This window comes from Streptomyces profundus, from assembly GCF_020740535.1.
Classification (GTDB): Bacteria; Actinomycetota; Actinomycetes; order Streptomycetales; family Streptomycetaceae; genus Streptomyces; species Streptomyces profundus.
On record NZ_CP082362.1, the window covers coordinates 4,564,861 to 4,580,817 of the forward strand.

The 15,957-nt window shown below is 70.8% G+C and carries 11 protein-coding genes; 6 read left to right on the plus strand and 5 right to left on the minus strand.

Going from position 1 to position 15,957, the window contains the following annotated elements:
- The first annotated feature begins 77 nt into the window (after positions 1-77).
- Together K4G22_RS20170 and K4G22_RS20175 are read left to right on the plus strand one after the other, a co-directional pair.
- On the plus strand, positions 78-437 hold the full coding sequence (locus K4G22_RS20170; RefSeq protein ID WP_228081691.1) for a hypothetical protein: 360 nt from the start codon (positions 78-80) through the stop codon (positions 435-437).
- Between the two features lie 77 nt (positions 438-514).
- Entirely contained in the window at positions 515-1,378 is an 864-nt protein-coding gene (locus K4G22_RS20175) for a spermidine synthase (protein WP_228081692.1), read from the plus strand.
- Between the two features lie 355 nt (positions 1,379-1,733).
- Here K4G22_RS20175 and K4G22_RS20180 read toward each other — a convergent pair whose 3' ends face one another.
- The 4 genes from K4G22_RS20180 to K4G22_RS20195 are packed head-to-tail and all read right to left on the minus strand — an operon-like array spanning position 1,734 to position 6,455.
- A complete protein-coding gene (locus K4G22_RS20180) occupies positions 1,734-3,152 on the minus strand; it encodes a GH1 family beta-glucosidase (RefSeq protein ID WP_228081693.1) in 1,419 nt (472 codons plus the stop codon).
- A 57-nt stretch (positions 3,153-3,209) separates the two neighbouring features.
- Positions 3,210-4,133, minus strand: coding sequence for a carbohydrate ABC transporter permease (locus tag K4G22_RS20185; RefSeq protein ID WP_228081695.1), 924 nt, complete (start codon positions 4,131-4,133; stop codon positions 3,210-3,212).
- Positions 4,133-5,158 (minus strand): carbohydrate ABC transporter permease, encoded by a 1,026-nt coding sequence (locus K4G22_RS20190; protein ID WP_228081698.1) that lies wholly within the window; start codon positions 5,156-5,158, stop codon positions 4,133-4,135. The genes K4G22_RS20185 and K4G22_RS20190 overlap by 1 nt, the downstream gene beginning before the upstream one ends.
- Before the next feature lie 13 nt (positions 5,159-5,171).
- Positions 5,172-6,455 carry an ABC transporter substrate-binding protein gene (locus K4G22_RS20195; protein WP_228081699.1) on the minus strand — a complete coding sequence of 428 codons (1,284 nt, stop codon included), beginning with the start codon at positions 6,453-6,455 and terminating at the stop codon, positions 5,172-5,174.
- 283 nt (positions 6,456-6,738) lie between these two features.
- On the opposite strand from K4G22_RS20195, the gene K4G22_RS20200 reads away from it, so the two are divergent.
- From K4G22_RS20200 to K4G22_RS31675, 3 genes are all read left to right on the plus strand, one after another.
- Complete coding sequence (locus K4G22_RS20200; protein ID WP_228081700.1) at positions 6,739-7,776, plus strand: LacI family DNA-binding transcriptional regulator; 1,038 nt, start codon at positions 6,739-6,741, stop codon at positions 7,774-7,776.
- A gap of 243 nt (positions 7,777-8,019) precedes the next feature.
- Positions 8,020-9,066, plus strand: a complete 1,047-nt coding sequence (locus K4G22_RS20205) for a WD40 repeat domain-containing protein (protein ID WP_228081701.1) — start codon at positions 8,020-8,022, stop codon at positions 9,064-9,066.
- 36 nt (positions 9,067-9,102) lie between these two features.
- A complete protein-coding gene (locus K4G22_RS31675) occupies positions 9,103-11,679 on the plus strand; it encodes a WD40 repeat domain-containing protein (RefSeq protein ID WP_265590238.1) in 2,577 nt (858 codons plus the stop codon).
- 177 nt (positions 11,680-11,856) lie between these two features.
- Here the strand turns inward: K4G22_RS31675 and K4G22_RS20215 are convergent, their stop codons facing one another.
- Positions 11,857-13,248 (minus strand): glycoside hydrolase family 6 protein, encoded by a 1,392-nt coding sequence (locus K4G22_RS20215; RefSeq protein ID WP_322785115.1) that lies wholly within the window; start codon positions 13,246-13,248, stop codon positions 11,857-11,859.
- A 567-nt stretch (positions 13,249-13,815) separates the two neighbouring features.
- Between K4G22_RS20215 and K4G22_RS20220 the strand changes: the two genes are divergently transcribed.
- A complete protein-coding gene (locus K4G22_RS20220) occupies positions 13,816-15,885 on the plus strand; it encodes a glycoside hydrolase family 48 protein (RefSeq protein ID WP_322785116.1) in 2,070 nt (689 codons plus the stop codon).
- The last annotated feature ends 72 nt before the right edge of the window (positions 15,886-15,957 follow it).

Sequence of the window (15,957 nt, forward strand, 5' to 3'; positions counted from 1 at the left end):
GGGATCCGAGCCGTAGCCGTTGACAGTGGTCCGCCGTTGAACAATCGCACTCGACAGCACCCCTGGAGGAGGACCCCATGGCGGACACCGGCGAAGCGGCGGCCTGCGACCTGGTCACCGTCCCCGCGCGGGAAGGGCTGGAAGCCGTCGACCTGCTACGTCTCCGGCATGGAGTAGGGCCGGTGTTGCACGACAGGGAGGGTGGCACGCTCGGCTTCCTGGTGCCGCCCGGCACGGCGGCGCGGTGGAACCTGCCGGGCAGCGCCTGTACCAGGACACGGGGGACGGACCCGGCCGGGGCCCGTCCGCCGGTCACCGGCAGCGGTTGGCTGGTGCCGCCGGAGGGCGCCGTCGCTCGCGCCACCGAGCCCGAGCGGCTGCGTGCCGCCATCTACGAGGCCGTGAACATGCTCGCCGTGGTGGACCGCTGCCGTTAGGCCGGCCGCCGCCGACGGCCGGCCCGGGCCCGAGGGGCGCCGTGCCGGGGAAACGTTCCTCGGGCGACACTGAGGGCGTGGCAGGAAGAAGAGCGCGGCGCTCGGCCGACCGGCGGGAGACGACCGAAGAGGTGGGCGGCGGCGTCGCCAGGCTGGTGCCCGACCAGGACCGGGCCGGCTCCTGGGAGTTGTTGCTGGACGGCGCCCCGCAGTCCCATGTGGATCTCGTCGACCCCACGCGGCTGGTCTTCGAGTACCAACGACGGCTCGGCCATGTGATCGACCTGCTCGCCCCGGCTGGACGGCCCGTCAACGTGCTGCATCTGGGCGGCGGCGCGTTGACCCTGGCCCGCTATGTCGCGGTGACCAGACCGCGTTCCACCCAGCAGGTGGCGGAGCCCGACACCAGGTTGACGGCGCTGATCCGGCGCGAACTGCCGCTGCCGGACGGCGGCCGGGTGCGGGTGCGCGCACAGGACGCGCGGGCGGTCCTCGCCAAGGTCGGCGAGGACTGGGCCGATCTGGTCATCACGGATGTCTTCGCGGACGCGCGCACCCCGGCCCACTGCACCAGCGTCGAGTTCCTCGACGAGGTGCGGCAGGTCCTGGTACCCGGCGGTTGGTACGCCGTCAACTGCACGGACGGCCCACCGCTCGCTCATCTGCGGGGACAGGCCGCCACCCTGATGGCGAGGTTCGCCGAGGTGTGCCTGCTGATCGAGCCCGCGGTGCTGCGCGGGCGCCGGTTCGGCAACGGCGTGCTCTGCGCGGCGGATCACCCGCTGCCCACCCGTGATCTGGGGCACCGGGCGGCCGGCGACCCCTTCCCCGCACGGCTGTTGACCGGGCGCGACCTGACGGACTTCAGGGCCGGCGCGGTCCCGGTGACCGATGCCACGGCGCGTCCCTCGCCGCCCCCGCCCGCGGGCGCCTTCGGCTGACCGGACGCGGATTGTCAGTGGCTCGTGACAGAGTGTGAAACCCGCCGGAGAGTATCGGGGCGGGGCATGTCGCGAGGAGGGGATGGCCGTGGCCATGGCATCACGAGGACGGTTCGGGCTCTGGAGGCCCCGCCCGGGGTGGAGCCCGTCGCGGGTGGCGGCGCCGCCCGCGAGGGGAGAGTCCCCGAGGGCCTGGCGTCCCGGGTTCTTCCCTGGACGCGGCTGCCCCCGGCCCGGTCGCGTGGCGCGCGACGACGGGCCGGGGGCGAGTCTCCCCTGTCCTCCTCTCCGCGCACGGCTTTGGAGAGGCTTCCGGGTAGGACGCGGGAAGTTCTTGCGGCCCGGAGGGCTTCGCTCAGCCCTCGACCGGCAGTTGCCCGGAGCCGATGACTTGCGCGTACCAACGGGCGCTGGCCTTGGGGGTCCTGCGCAGCGTCTCGAAGTCCACGTGCACGATCCCGAAGCGCTTGCTGTAGCCGTAGGCCCACTCGAAGTTGTCCAACAGGGACCACAGGAAGTAGCCGCGCACGTCCACGCCCTGCTCGATCGCCTGGTGCACCGCGTCCAGATGGCCGTGCAGGTAGCCGATCCGCTCCGCGTCGTGCACCGCGCCGCCGGCGTCCAGCTTGTCCTCGAAGGCCGCGCCGTTCTCCGTGATGTACAGCGGGATGTTCGATGCCTCCTCCTGGAAGCGACGCAGCAGCTGCACCAGCCCGGTCGGGTCCACCACCCAGCCCATGTCGGTGCGGTCACCCGCCGCCAGATGGAAGTTCACCGTCTCCGAGCCCACCCACGGCGAGTGCTCCGAGGCGCCATGGCCGTCGTTGCGCGGAGCGGTGTCCCCCTCGACCGGCGCGGACACCACGGTCGGCGTGTAGTAGTTGAGGCCGAGGAAGTCCAACGGCTGGTGGATGGTGGCCTCGTCCCCCTCCTTCACGAACGACCAGTCGCTGACCTGCCGGGTGTCCCGCTTCAGATCCTCCGGGTAGCTCCCGTGCAACACGGGGTCGGTGAAGATCCGGGTGTGCAGCGCGTCGATGCGCCGCGCCGCGTCGACGTCCCCCGGCGCGTCCGTACGCGCCCTGACCACGCCGGGGTTGACGGTGATGCCCACCTGCGCGTCGCTCGGCAGCACGTCCCGCAGCGCCTGGGTGCCCAGCCCGTGCGCCAGGTTGAGGTGGTGCGCCGCCTTCAGCACGCTCTCCGGCTCGGTGCGGCCAGGGGCGTGGACGCCGGAGCCGTAGCCGAGGAACGCGCTGCAGAACGGCTCGTTCAGCGTGGTCCACAGGCGCACCCGGTCGCCCAACGCCTCGGCGACCAGCCGCGCGTACTCGGCGAACCGCTCGGCCGTGTCCCGCTCCGGCCAGCCACCGGCGTCCTCCAGCTCCTGGGGGAGGTCCCAGTGGTAGAGAGTGATCGCCGGGGTGATGTTCCGCTCCAGCAGCCCGTCGGCCAGCGAGCGGTAGAAGTCCAGGCCGCGCTGCACGGCGGGGCCGCGCCCGGTGGGCTGGACGCGGGACCAGGACACCGAGAAGCGGTATGCGCCCAGACCGAGTTCGGTCATCAGATCCAGGTCCTCGGACCACCGGTGGTAGTGATCGCAGGCGACATCGCCGGTGTCGCCCTCGAAGACCTTGCCGGGGGTGCGGCAGAAGGTGTCCCAGATGGACGGTGTTCGGCCGTCCTCACGAGCCGCGCCCTCGATCTGGTAGGACGCGGTCGCCGATCCCCACAGAAAGTCGGACGGGAAAACCCGTGGTTGCTTTTCAGACATGGAAGCGCTCCCATTCTTGCTCGTAGTGAGGGTATCGAACCGTGGCTGGCGAAGCGCTCAGCCCTTGAGTGCGCCGTTCATGATGCCGCCGACGATCTGCCTGCCGAACAGCACGAATGCGATCAGCAGAGGCAGCGTGCCCAGCAGTGCGCCGGCCATGATCACGCCACGGTCCGGCACGTACCCCTGGCCGAGCCCGGTCAACGCGACCTGCACCGTCGGGTTCTGCTGGGTCAGCGCGATAATTGGCCAGAAGAACTCGTTCCAGGCCAGCACGAAGGTCAGCATGCCCAATACGGCCATGGCGGGTCGGGCGGCGGGGAAGACCACGTGCCACACCACGCGGAGGCTGTTCGCCCCGTCCATCCGAGCTGCCTCGATCAGCTCCGAAGGCAGCGCCTGCACCAGATACTGGCGCATGAAGAACACGCCGAACGCGCTGACCATCGTCGGCAGGATGACCGCCTGGAGCTGGTCGGTCCACTCCAACTCGGCGATGGCCATGAACAGCGGAACCACCGTGAGCTGCGGTGGCACCATCATCGTCCCGATGACCAGCAGGAGCAACAGGTTCTTCGCCCGGAACCGGAGCTTGGCGAAGGCGAATCCGGCGAGCGTCGCGAACAGCACGGTGGAGACCGTGATGGTGCCGGCCACGAAGATCGTGTTGAACATGGCCTTGCCCAGGTTGGCGTCGTTCCAGGCCATGTCCAGGTTGTCGAAGAGCCGGTCGCCGAACCAGAACGGCGGCGTGGGCTCGGACAGCCGGGCGTTGGTGTGCGAGGCGGCGATCGCGGACCACACCAGGGGGAAGAGCGAGCCGACGGAGAAGACGATCAGGATGAGATACGTCAGCCAGCCGGCGCGCAGATGCCCGCCCGCCTGGTTGGCCTTCCCGCGCGGCTTCCGCGCGCCCCGCCGAGGAGCGGGTTCCGGCTCGGCGGCTGTGTCCGTCGCGACGACGTCGGTGGTGCTGGCCATCACGCCTCCTGACCATTGCTCTTGCCCACCAGGCGGGTGAGCAGCCAGTAGAGAAGCCCGATGATGATCAGCAACAGGAACATCGCCCAGGCGATGGCCGCCGCACGGCCGAGGTGCAGGTTGACCCAGCCGGTCTCGTACAGATAGAGCCCCAGCGTCTGGTACTGGCTCTGCGAGCCGCCGTTCGGGCTGCCTGCCAACAGCAGTGGTTCGCCGAAGAGTTGGGTCGCCCCGATGGTGGAGACCACCACGGTGAAGATGATGGTGGGGCGGAGCGAGGGGATGGTCACATAGCGGAACTGCTGCCAGCGGGAGGCCCCGTCCAGCGATGCCGACTCGTAGAGGTCGTTCGGCACCGCCTGCATGGCGGCCAGATAGATCAGGGTGTTGTAGCCCGTCCACCGCCAGATCACGATGGTGGAGATCGCGAACTGCGAGGTCCAGGTGCCGGCCTCCCAGTTCACCGGGTCGATGCCCACCAGCCCCAGGGCCCAGTTGATCATCCCGTAGTCGCGCCCGTAGAGCATGGCGAAGACCAGGGTGGCCGCCGCGATCGAGGTGGCGTACGGGGTGAGCAGCGCGACGCGGAACGCCATGCTGCCGCGGAGCTTGTAGTTGAGCACATGCGCCAGGCCCAGGGCCATCAGCAGCTGCGGCACGGTCGAGATGATGCCGATGGTGAAGGTGTTGCGCAGCGCGTTCCAGAAGAACTCGTCGTTCCAGAGGCGCGTGAAGTTGTCGAGCCCGAGCCAGGTCATGTCGTTCGGATCGACCAACGACGACTGGTGCATCGCCGCCCACCCCGTGTAGATGAGGGGGAAGAGCCCGAAGGCGGCGAAGAAGAGGAAGAAGGGGGAGATAAAGGCGTACGGACTGTACTTGAGGTCCCAGCGGTACCAACGGGACCGTCGTTCCAGCTTCTTGACCTCCCGGTCGGTGGGCTCGTCTGTCTTTTCGGACGTGTGGCGCGGGGCCGCGCCCCCCGAGGAGTCGGGGGGCGCGGCCTTGGCGTGGTCAGTCGTCATCTACCTGTCCTGGTCATTCCGCGAGTGCGTTGTCCAGCTGGCTCACGACGCTGCTCCAGGCATCGTCGGGAGAGAGGCCCTGCTGTTCGAGCGCGACCAGGCCGTTGGTGATGTTCTCCTGGATCACCTGGTCCGACGGGCCGATGATCGTGGTCGGGATCTCCGCCGCGGCCTGGGTGAAGATCTCGCCGATCGGCGCGTCCTGGAAGTACTCGTGCGTGGCCTCAAGCACCGCGGGCAGCTCGTGCGCCTCGGAGGAGCTGGGGAAGCTGCCGCGCTCACTGAAGAGCTTGGCCTGCTGCTCGGGAGCGGTCAGCCAGGCGGCGAGCTTGACGGCCTCCTCCTTGTTGCTGCCGGCCTCGGGCACTCCGATGAAGGAGCCACCCCAGTTGGACGGGTTCGGCGACTGGGCGACATCCCAGTTGCCCAGGCCGTTCTCGCCGGCGTGCTCCTGGATGTAGCCGAGCATCCAGGCCGGGCAGGAGGCGACGGTGGCGAAGGCGCCGTTGGCGAAGGCGCTGTTCCACTCGTCCTGGAACTGCTGCTGCTTGTCGGTCAGACCCGCCTCGGCGGCCTGCACGGACAGGTCCCAGGCGGTCTGGACGGCCTCGGTCTCCTGGTAGTTGATCTCGCCGTCGGCGCTGTAGTACCGCTCCTCGTAGGCGGAGACCACCGCGTTGAACATGCCGCCGGCGGAGTCCAGATAGGCCACGTCCGCCGGCCCGTTGGCGGCGAACTCCTCGCCGACCGCGAGGTAGGCCTCCCAGTCGGTGAAGAGGGCGCTGACCTCCGCGCGGTCGGTCGGCAGCCCCGCCTCCTCGAAGTAGTCCGTGCGGTAGCAGATGCCGGTGGGGCCGATGTCCGTGCCGAGGCCGATCACACGACCGTCCTCGGAGGTCGCCTGATCCAGCTTCCAGGGCAGGAAGTGGCCGGTGTCCACGCCCTCGTACTCGTTGAAGTCCACCCAGCGGCCGTTGAGGTCGCCGGTCATCTCGGCGATGTTGCCGACCTCGATGGCCTGGATGTCCAGCAGGCCGCTGTTCTGCGCGAGACGGGTGCGCAGCTGGGTGATGTAGTCGCCGTTCTCGGCGATCGAGTCCTGCTCGATGGTGACGTGCTCGTTCAGAGCCTCGTACTCCTCGTAGAGGCCGGCTTCCTCGAAGCCGAACTGCCCGAAGACGCCGACGCGCAGGGTCACCTGACTGTCGCCGTCGCCATCGCCGCCATCGTCGTCGTCACTGCCGCAGCCGGCGAGCAGGCCGGTGGCGAGGGTGGCGGCGATGCCGACCGCGAACATTCGGGTGGATCTACGGCTTGGCCGGTAAGAGATGCGTGCTCTATCGCGCATGACGGGTCGTCCTCCTGGCGCACAGATGACGTTGCCTTCCCGGCCGTGGTGTGGCTGTGGGGGATGGGCCCGGGCTTGGAACGTGCGGGTTGTAGGGTTCGAGCGCGTGGGAGCGCTCCCAGACGTGATGGGTTGAAGGCTTCCTGAGCCCTCGGCGAGTGTCAAGTCGTAGAACAAGTCGTCTCGGTATCCGTGATGTAGTTGGACTCTGGGGCGCAAACGGGAGGAACCGATGGCAGTGACAAGGCGCGGCGCTGGACGTGACGGAAGACCGACCCTGGAGCAGGTCGCGGCCCGCGCGGGCGTGGGGCGAGGGACGGTGTCCCGCGTGATCAACGGGTCTCCCCGGGTCAGCGAGCGCACCCGCGCGGCTGTTCAGCAGGCCATCGCCGATCTGGGCTATGTCCCGCACCGGGCCGCCAGGGCCCTGGCGGCGAACCGTTCGGACGCCATCGCGCTGGTGGTGCCCGAGGCCGAGACCAGGCTGTTCTCCGAGCCGTACTTCTCGGGCATCATCCGGGGGGTGAGCGCGGAGTTGGCGGACACCGACATCCAGTTGCTGCTCACGCTGATCCGGACCCCCAAGGAACGAGCCAGATTCGCCCAGTACGCGGCCAGTCACCGGGTGGACGGCGTGCTGCTGGTATCGGTCCACGGTGACGATCCCATGCCCGATCAGTTGGCTGAAATGGGCATCCCCGTGGTGATGAACGGACGGCGTTCCTCGGACGAGATGGTCCCGCACGTCGACTGCGACAACGTCGGCGGCGCGCAGTTGGCCGTGGAGCATCTGCTCGGGCGTGGGCGTTCCACGGTGGCCACCATCACGGGGCCGGCCGACATGTATGTGGCCCGCTGCCGGCTGGAGGGCTATCGCGAGGCGCTGCGCGCGGCCGGGCGGGAGCCCGAGGAGGAGCTGACCGCCAAGGGCGACTTCTCCGAGGAGAGCGGCCACGCCGCGATGCACCAGCTGCTCAGGCGCCGCCCGCAGCTGGACGCCGTCTTCTGCGCTTCGGACCTGATGGCCATCGGCGCCCGGCGCGCCCTGCGTGAGCTGGGGCGTTCGGTGCCGGGCGACGTGGCCCTCGTCGGGTTCGACGATTCGGCGCTGGCGCGGCACATGGATCCGGCGCTGACCAGTGTGCGGCAGCCGATGGAGGGGATGGGGCGGGCCATGACGCGCGCCCTGTTGGCGGAGATCTCCGACGCGGGGCCCGAGCGGCCGAGGCTGGTGCTCCCGACCGAGCTGGTGCGCCGCTCCTCCTCCTGAACCTCCCGCGCGCCGAACGGGGTCGACCGCCGTGCCCCCTTCGGTCGGTCCCCGCCGGCCGGTGCGACGACGGGGGATCCGGCTGACACTCCCGGATCCCCCGCTGTCGCCTTTCGATCGCCGCCCGCTCGTAGAACCGCTCCCACAGGGTGCGTTCTCAGCCAAACCACCGGTGGCCGACCGTTGTCAGAAGGTTGTGCAAGGAAGCGTCCACTGTCGGTGCGGCGGTCTATGGTCCCTTGCATGGCTGTTCGACAACTGTGCGCGCCAGGCGACCTGGATCTCCGCCGGCCGTTGCCCGGACGGCCGGCCGCCGCGCAGCGCGTCACCGCGGTCGCGGCCACGGCCGGGCTGTCCCGGATCGCCGTGGCCACCGCCGCGCCCTGGTTCCCCGGCCTCGCCGAGCTCCTGGTCCTGCGGCCGGACGAGGCTGGCCCGCCCCGGCGGGTGCCGTTGGCCCGCCGTCCCCAGGGGGCGGTGGTCAGGGATCTGCTGTTCAGCTCGGGTGCCGCCGCGCTGACGGTCTCCCTGGGCGGCACGGAGGAGCAACAGATCGGCCAGATCGCGCACTTCGCGCTGGAGCCGGAGCTCTCCGAGCGCTGGCGACGTTCGCTCAGCCGGCCGGTCTACGCCGGGTTCGGCGAGTGCGACGGGCTGCGGCTCGCCGTCAGCGCGGATGGGCGGACGGTCGCCGGCTGTGATCAGAGCAGCCGGAGCGTGCTGGCCTGGTCGGCCGCCGACGGTGGCCGGTTGGTCGACGGCGCCGCCGAACCGCCCAGGGTCGGCGGCAGCGAGGCCGTCGCGGTCGACGCCGACGGCTCCAGGGTCGCGTTCCGGCTCTGCCGCCCCTACGAGCGCGCGCCCGACGGGGGGATAGCCGTGCTCACCCCGGCCAGTGGGGAGTTGGCCGTGGTGCCCACCGGGCTCGACTGGTGCGCCGGCCTGGCCTTCGCGCCCGACGGCGGAACGGTGGTGGTGCTCGGTGTGGTCGCCGGGGCCGCCGAGGCGGTCTTTGTCGCGGCCGACGGGACGGGGGTCGGCGCGCGCCGCCGGTTGGCGCCATTGCCGGGGGAGGCGAGTCAGCAGACGCTCCGCCCGGTCTGGGGGGCGGCCGGTCCCAGAGCCGCGGTCCGCGCGGGCCGCACGGTCACGGTCTGGCAGCTGGACACCGGCGAACCTCTCTGCTCGGTGCCCGATCTGGGCCGTTCCACGGCCTGGTCGCTCACCCCCGACGGCCGCGCGCTGGTCGTGGCCTCCCCGACCGAGGTCCGTGGCCACGACCTCGGTTGACCGCCGATCACGCCCGCCGAACCTAGGACGGACGCCATGCCCCCATCGGACCACGACCTTCCGCACATCCCGCACATCCCGCGCACCCCGCGGACCGAATCCGTCCCCGCACCGCCCGATCCGCGCGAGCTGCTGTCGGCCAGGCCGAGTGAGGCCGGTTGGTGGGAGATCTGCGCGCTGCTGGAGCGGCTCGCGCCGGGCGAGCTCCGCGCCCTGCGCCCGTTGGCGCTGCGGTGGCCCGCCGCCCAGCGGCCGATGCCTGATCGCTGGTGGGCCCAGTGGATCGCGGGCGACATCCGCCCGCACCACGCCTTCGCCGGCACCCGCGCGCTCGGCCGTCTCGACCATGTGGAGACGGGCACGGTGCCCCGCCCGGTCGCCGAGGACTGGGCGGACGAGCCGGGCGAGCAGCGCTCCGCGGACGAGCTCCTGGACGGTCCCGACGGAGGCGAGAGCCGCGCCGCCTACTTCTACAACGGCGCGAGCGCGGTGGCCGCGCCCTCGGGGCTCGGCTGGTTGGCGGTCGCCGCAGCCGCCGAGTGGCACCACAACGGCGGCGACATCGTCCGTTGGGAGACCACCAGGGACGCCCCGTTGGTCTGGTATCTCGATGGCGCGCGCCACCACGACGAGTCCTACGAGGTGGCGGTCAGCCCCGACGACGAGGTGCTGGTGGCCGCCGTCGAGGGGTCCTGGATCGGCTGGTCGGCGCGCACGGGGGAGCGGCTCTGGCGGGTGTCGCCGCACCCCGATCCGACGGCGGACGGCTGGGGCGCCTCGGCCGCCGATCCGGCGGACACCTCGGTCGGCATGGACGATCTGGTCCGCTTCGGCTTCTCCGCCGACGGCCGTCGGCTCGCGGTGGGAACGGGCAGCTCCGATGTGGTCGCGGTGCTGGCCAGCGCCACCGGCGAGGTGCTGTTGCGGGTTCCGGAGGGCGAGGACGCCTTCGGGCCCGTCGCCCTGGACGGCACAGGGGAGTTGGTGGCGCACACGGGGCACGCGGGGCGGGTCGTGCTGCGCCGGGTGGCCGACGGGCGGGTGCTCGCGGTGGCCGACACGGGGCTCAGCTCGATCGCCGCCCTGGCGCTGGCGCCCGGTGGCGACGGCCTGTTCGTGGTTGGCGGCGCGGTCGGCGGGGTGCCGGAGCGGGCCGGCCTGGCCACGGCCGCGCGCCCAGCGGCCCGGCTGTTCACGGTCGAGCGCCGAGCCGGGGGCGGCGCCACGCTGGCGGGCCAACGGCTGTTGCGGCCCGGCGGGTTCACGGAGGGTCTCGACGCCGACTCGCCGTCGGCCGCGATCACCGCGCGCGCCTGTTGGACGCCGAGCGGTCCTTTCGCCTTCCTGGGGGCGGACTTCGGCTCGCTCCTCTTCGACGGCGCGGGGCGCACGCTGTGGGCGGATCCGGCGGCGGCCATCGGCGGGTTCACCGCGGACGGCCGGGCGCTGGTGGTGGTTCAGGAGGACATCGACGTCTGGTTCCTCGCCGGGTTGGCGAGGCCGGACGGCGAGACGGAGCCCGCGGGGGAGGATCCCGGGCCCGGCCGGGTGCTGTTGACGGGGCTGCCGCCGGCGCTGGCCGGCGGGGCGCCGCTGGATCCGGACGCGCGCGAACTGCCCTGCTCCCACTGGTCGGTGCGGGTCGCCGCGGTCGCCGACGGGGCGCGGGCGCTGGCCTTCTGCACCAAGCTCGACCGGGATTCGGTCGGCCGTCCCCAGGTGCTGTGCCGGTGGCCCTCGGACGGCGCCCCGGACGCGCCGGTCGACGCGCTGCTGCTGCCCGGGGTCGAGGGCGCCGCCTACCTCTCCGACCTGGCCTTCTCCCCCCGTGGTGACGTGGTCGCGCGCGGGCTGTTGGGGGAGGAGACGGTGCTGGCGTTGGACGAGGTGGCGACCGGCCTCACCCGCTGGGTCTTCACCCTGCCCACGCTGCCCTGGGACGAGGAGGAGCGGCTCAGGCTCGCGTTCAGCGCGGACGGCTCGCGGTTGGTGTTGGCGGCCCATGTCACGGGCCGGGTCGTGGTGGTGGACGTCGCGAGTGGGAAGCCGGTGCTCTCGTTGGCCGAGTCCCCGAGGGACACGGTCTCCTGGCGCGGTGCCCGGGTCGATCTGGCGGCGCTCGACGCGGCGGGGGAGCGGCTGGCCTTCGGCGTGCGGGACGCGCTCAGCCGGGTGATCGTCCGCGAGGTGGGTGGCCCCGCCGTCCCGGTGCCGGTGCCGGCCGGGCTGCGGCAGATCACGGGGTTGGCCTTCTCGCCAGACGGCGAGCGGTTGGCGGTGGCCGGCGCCACCCATCGGGGGCACGCGGGTCTTTGGCTGTTGCCGCTGGGCGAGGGGGCCGGCGACGCCACGGTCACTCCCACCACGGCGGTGCGGGATCTGCCGATGCACGATCAGCCGGATGGTCAGCTGGTGTGGTCGACGGCCGGTCCTCGGGTGTACTTCCCCGGCAGCCATGGCTGGGGCGTGCTCTGGGACGCCGGCACGGGCCGCACCCTGGCGGAGATACCGTTCGGCTGCGCCGACGGCGGGGTCGCGCTCTCGCCCGACGGCCACACCCTGGTCACCGTCACGCAGTTCGGCGCCCGCCGCTGGCCGCTGCCCACCCCGTGACGCGCGCCTCGCGCCGACGCCGACGCCGATGCCGGGACCGGGACCGGGGCCGGGGCCGGGAACGCACCGCACCCCCCGGTGCCGGGGCGGCGTCCGGGGGGTGCGGGCGTGGGGGGTTTTCTGTGGTGTCACCAGGGCCTTCGGGCCGGATCGTTCATCCGGCCCGAAGGGCGCGGATCACAGGGGCGGGTAGGCGTTCGCCAGCAGCTCCTGGAACTGCGCGGAGAACCAGTGGCCGGAGATGGGAGCGTCACCCAGGGCACCGGACATGTTGTGGTTGTTGCGCGGGTTGCCCTCGTAGGTGGGGTCGCACATCCGGTCGAAGCCCTTGCCCTCGTCGTTCGGGATCTCCTCGCTGGAGCCGTCCGACTCGCCCGGGGGCTTGATCCACACGTAGGCGTCGATGCCCTCGGCAGGCGCGACCTCGGGCCGCTCACCGAGGCCGGCACCGGCCTGGTTGCACCAGTTGCCGGTCTGGAAACGCTTGTCCACGCGGCTCTCGTCGACGTAGGTGTCCACGTCGGTCGCCGTGCTGGTGCCGGTCGGACGGTCGGGGCCGCCCCAGCCGCTGCGGGAGGTGTCGATCAGCATGCCGATGTCCGAGGCGAAGCCCTTGGAGACCAGCTCGGTACGGAACGCCTGGGCGAACGACTGGTTGTCGTTGTAGTTGTTCCAGTCGACCCAGGAACCCTCGCGCACCGAACTGCCGCCCACGGTGTCCGTGACGTCGTAGTAGGGCTCGACCGCCGGGCCGAAGTTGGCCGTGTTGACGATGAAGCCGTGCACGTCGTCGAAGGAGGCACCACCGGTGGTGGCGGTCTCGGCGAACAGGTCGGCGGAGGCGCCGAAGTTGTCGTCCCACCCGATCCAGCCGTAGTGGCCGGCGTCGATGTAGTTGTAGACGTTCTCGATCGCGCCGAGCTGCTCGATCGCGTAGGCGACACCGTTGACGTAGTTGCCGTTGGCCAGCATCTCGTCACACTCGGGGGTGGCCGTCTCGCGCGGGCTCACGTTGGTGATGAGGTTCGGCAGCGAGTCGATCTCGATGACCGTGACGATCCGCAGGTCGGCGTAGGCCGGGTCACCGATGATCTCGGCGATCGGGTCGATGAAGTCGCTCTGGTAGGTCGCCAGGTCGTCCGGCGCCAGCTGGCCGTTGGAGGCGAGCGCGGCGCAGTCACGTCCCGGCAGGTTGTAGACCACGACCTGGAACACGAAGTTCTCGTGGTCCTGGGCCTGGACCAGCGCGTTGTCGAGGTGCTCGCGCAGGCCCGTGCTGTTGCCGGCGGAGCCGCCGTCGATCGCTTCGATACGGTCCAGCCAGACACCGGTGGGCTCGTTGGCGATGGCCTCGCCGCCCGGCTCGGCGGCGGCGTTGGCCGACCAGTCCGGGTTCACGTAGACGCCGGCGCCCTCGTAGGGGTTGTCGACGCGGGCCAGCGGTTGGGCGTCCTCGTTGGCCGAGGCCACGCCGAGGGTGCTTACCGTCATCACTCCAGCGCCGAGCAGGGCGCCCGCGAGCAGCGCGGTCTTCCTGCGTCGAAGCCGTGGGGGGTTGGTGCGGCTCATGCGGAACTTCCTCCAGATGGTTGCGTCGGCCCAACGGAATGACGTGTTGGGGCCGTCGTGCGTCAAGCAGGGAAGGGCGAACCGGTGGGCTCACCTGGTCCCGTGGGGCGTCGACGGGGCTCGGGGCCGGAGCGACCGTGTGGTGTCGCGCGGCCCCTGCCGTCGCCCGCCCACGGCGTACCAGTGGCCCGGCCGGCGGCTGTACAGCCCGCTGCGATGTTCCCGGCGTGGGCCGAGGAACGGTGGCCGAACTCTTCTGGGAGGTGGTGGGGGTGGTGGGGACATGGGGGGTGCATCGGAGCGACTCCAGTCGTCCGGCGCCTGTTCGTGACGCCTCGAACTCCTTGGGACCGCTCCCACTGGTTGAAAGGGACCGTAGGCCAATCAACCCCCGTTCGCCAAGGGGTCGTTCAAGAATTCGCTGCTGACCTGCCCCTTAAGCATGGGATTTGCCGCAGGGGTTGACGTGTCCAGGTAATGCTCCGATTCTTGGGAGCGCTCCCACTGGCCTGGGTGCACGTCACCTGACGGGCGCCTTCTCCCCCCACCGAGCCGCGAGGAGGTTCGATGCGAGTCCACCGTGGATCTCCCGTCGAGACTTCAACAAGAGCGAGATCACGCAAGAAGAGCCGCCGCCTCTGGGTGGCCGGTGCCGTGGCGCTGTCCCTGCCGCTGGGGCTGACCCTGGCAGGCAGCGGCACCGCCGCTCCCTCGGCTGCGGACGGCATAGACGCGCAGCAGTACGAAGACCAGTTCCTTGAGCTGTACGACAAGATCAAGGATCCGGCCAACGGCTACTTCTCCCCCGAGGGCATCCCCTACCACGCGGTCGAGACGCTGATCGTGGAGGCGCCGGACCACGGGCACGAGACCACGTCGGAGGCCTACTCCTACCTGATCTGGCTGGAGGCGCAGTACGGCCAGGTCACCGGCGACTGGGGGCCGTTCAACGACTCCTGGGCGCTGATGGAGGAGTACATGATCCCGGGGGCCGTGGATCAGCCGACCAACGGCTTCTACGACCCCTCGTCGCCGGCGACCTACGCGCCGGAGTTCACGGATCCGTCGAACTACCCGGCGCCGCTGGACGGGAACGTTCCGGTGGGCGACGACCCGCTCGCCAACGAGCTGTCGTCCACCTACGGCACCGACGACATCTACGCGATGCACTGGTTGCAGGACGTGGACAACGTCTACGGCTTCGGCAACACGCCGGGCGACCCGTGCGGTGGCAACGCCGAGGGTCCTTCGTTCATCAACACCTTCCAGCGCGGCTCGCAGGAGTCGGTGTGGGAGACCGTTCCGCACCCGTCCTGCGAGGACTTCACGTTCGGTGGTGAGAACGGCTACCTCGACCTGTTCACGGACGACGCCGAGTACGCCAGCCAGTGGCGCTACACCAACGCTCCGGACGCCGACGCCCGCGCGGTGCAGGCGGCCTACTGGGCCAACCAGTGGGCGACGGAGCAGGGCAACCAGGGCGCTGTCGCCGCGACCGTGGAGAAGGCCGCCGAACTGGGCGACTATCTGCGGTACTCGATGTACGACAAGTACTTCAAGCAGGTCGGCGAGTGCGTCGGGCCGACGGAATGCCCGGCCGGCAGCGGCAAGAACAGCTCGCAGTACCTGATGTCCTGGTACTTCGCCTGGGGCGGCGCGCTCGACGCCTCGGCCGGTTGGGCCTGGCGCATCGGCTCCAGCTTCAACCACTTCGGCTACCAGAACCCGTTGGCCGCCTACGCGCTCTCCAACGACTCCGCGCTGATCCCCGACTCGCCGACCGCGGGCGACGACTGGGGGGCCAGCCTGGACCGGATGGTCGAGTTCTACCGGTGGTTGCAGTCCGACGAGGGCGGCATCGCCGGTGGCGCCAACAACAGCTGGGACGGCGCCTACGCCGAGCCGCCGGCTGGCACGTCCACCTTCTACGGCATGTGGTACGACGAGGACCCGGTCTACCACGACCCGCCGTCCAACGAGTGGTTCGGCATGCAGGCGTGGTCCATGCAGCGTCTGGCCGAGTACTACTACGAGTCGGGCGACGCGCTCGCCGGCGAGGTGCTGGACAAGTGGGTCGCCTGGGTGCTGCCCGAGGTGACCGTGGGCAACGGTGCCGACTTCGCGATCCCGGCCACCCTGTCGTGGTCCGGTCAGCCGGACACCTGGAACCCGGACAACCCGGGCGCCAACTCCGGTCTGCATGTGACCGTCGCCAGCCACTCGCAGGACGTGGGCGTCGCCGGTTCGCTGGCCAACACGCTGGCGTTCTACGCGGCTGCCAGCGGTGACACCGCCGCGCAGGAGACCGCGGCCGGGCTGCTGGACGCCCTGGTGGCGAACTCCGACGGCCTCGGGGTGGCCACCGAGGAGACCCGTGAGGACTTCGGTCGTTTCGGTGACGAGGTCTATGTGCCGGCCGGCTTCAGTGGCACCATGCCCAACGGGGATGTCGTCGAGCCCGGTTCGACCTTCGAGTCGCTCCGGTCCTTCTACCACGACGACCCCGACTGGCCGCAGGTGGAGGAGTACCTCAACGGTGGAGACGCTCCGACGTTCACGTACCACCGCTTCTGGGCGCAGGCGGACATCGCCATCGCCCTGGCGACCTACACCAACCTCTTCGGGGACGAGGGGTAGGTGGCCGAGAGGCGAAAGCTCGGTGGGTGATCCCCTCCGTTGACCCACCGGACACCGAAGGCCCTGGTGAGA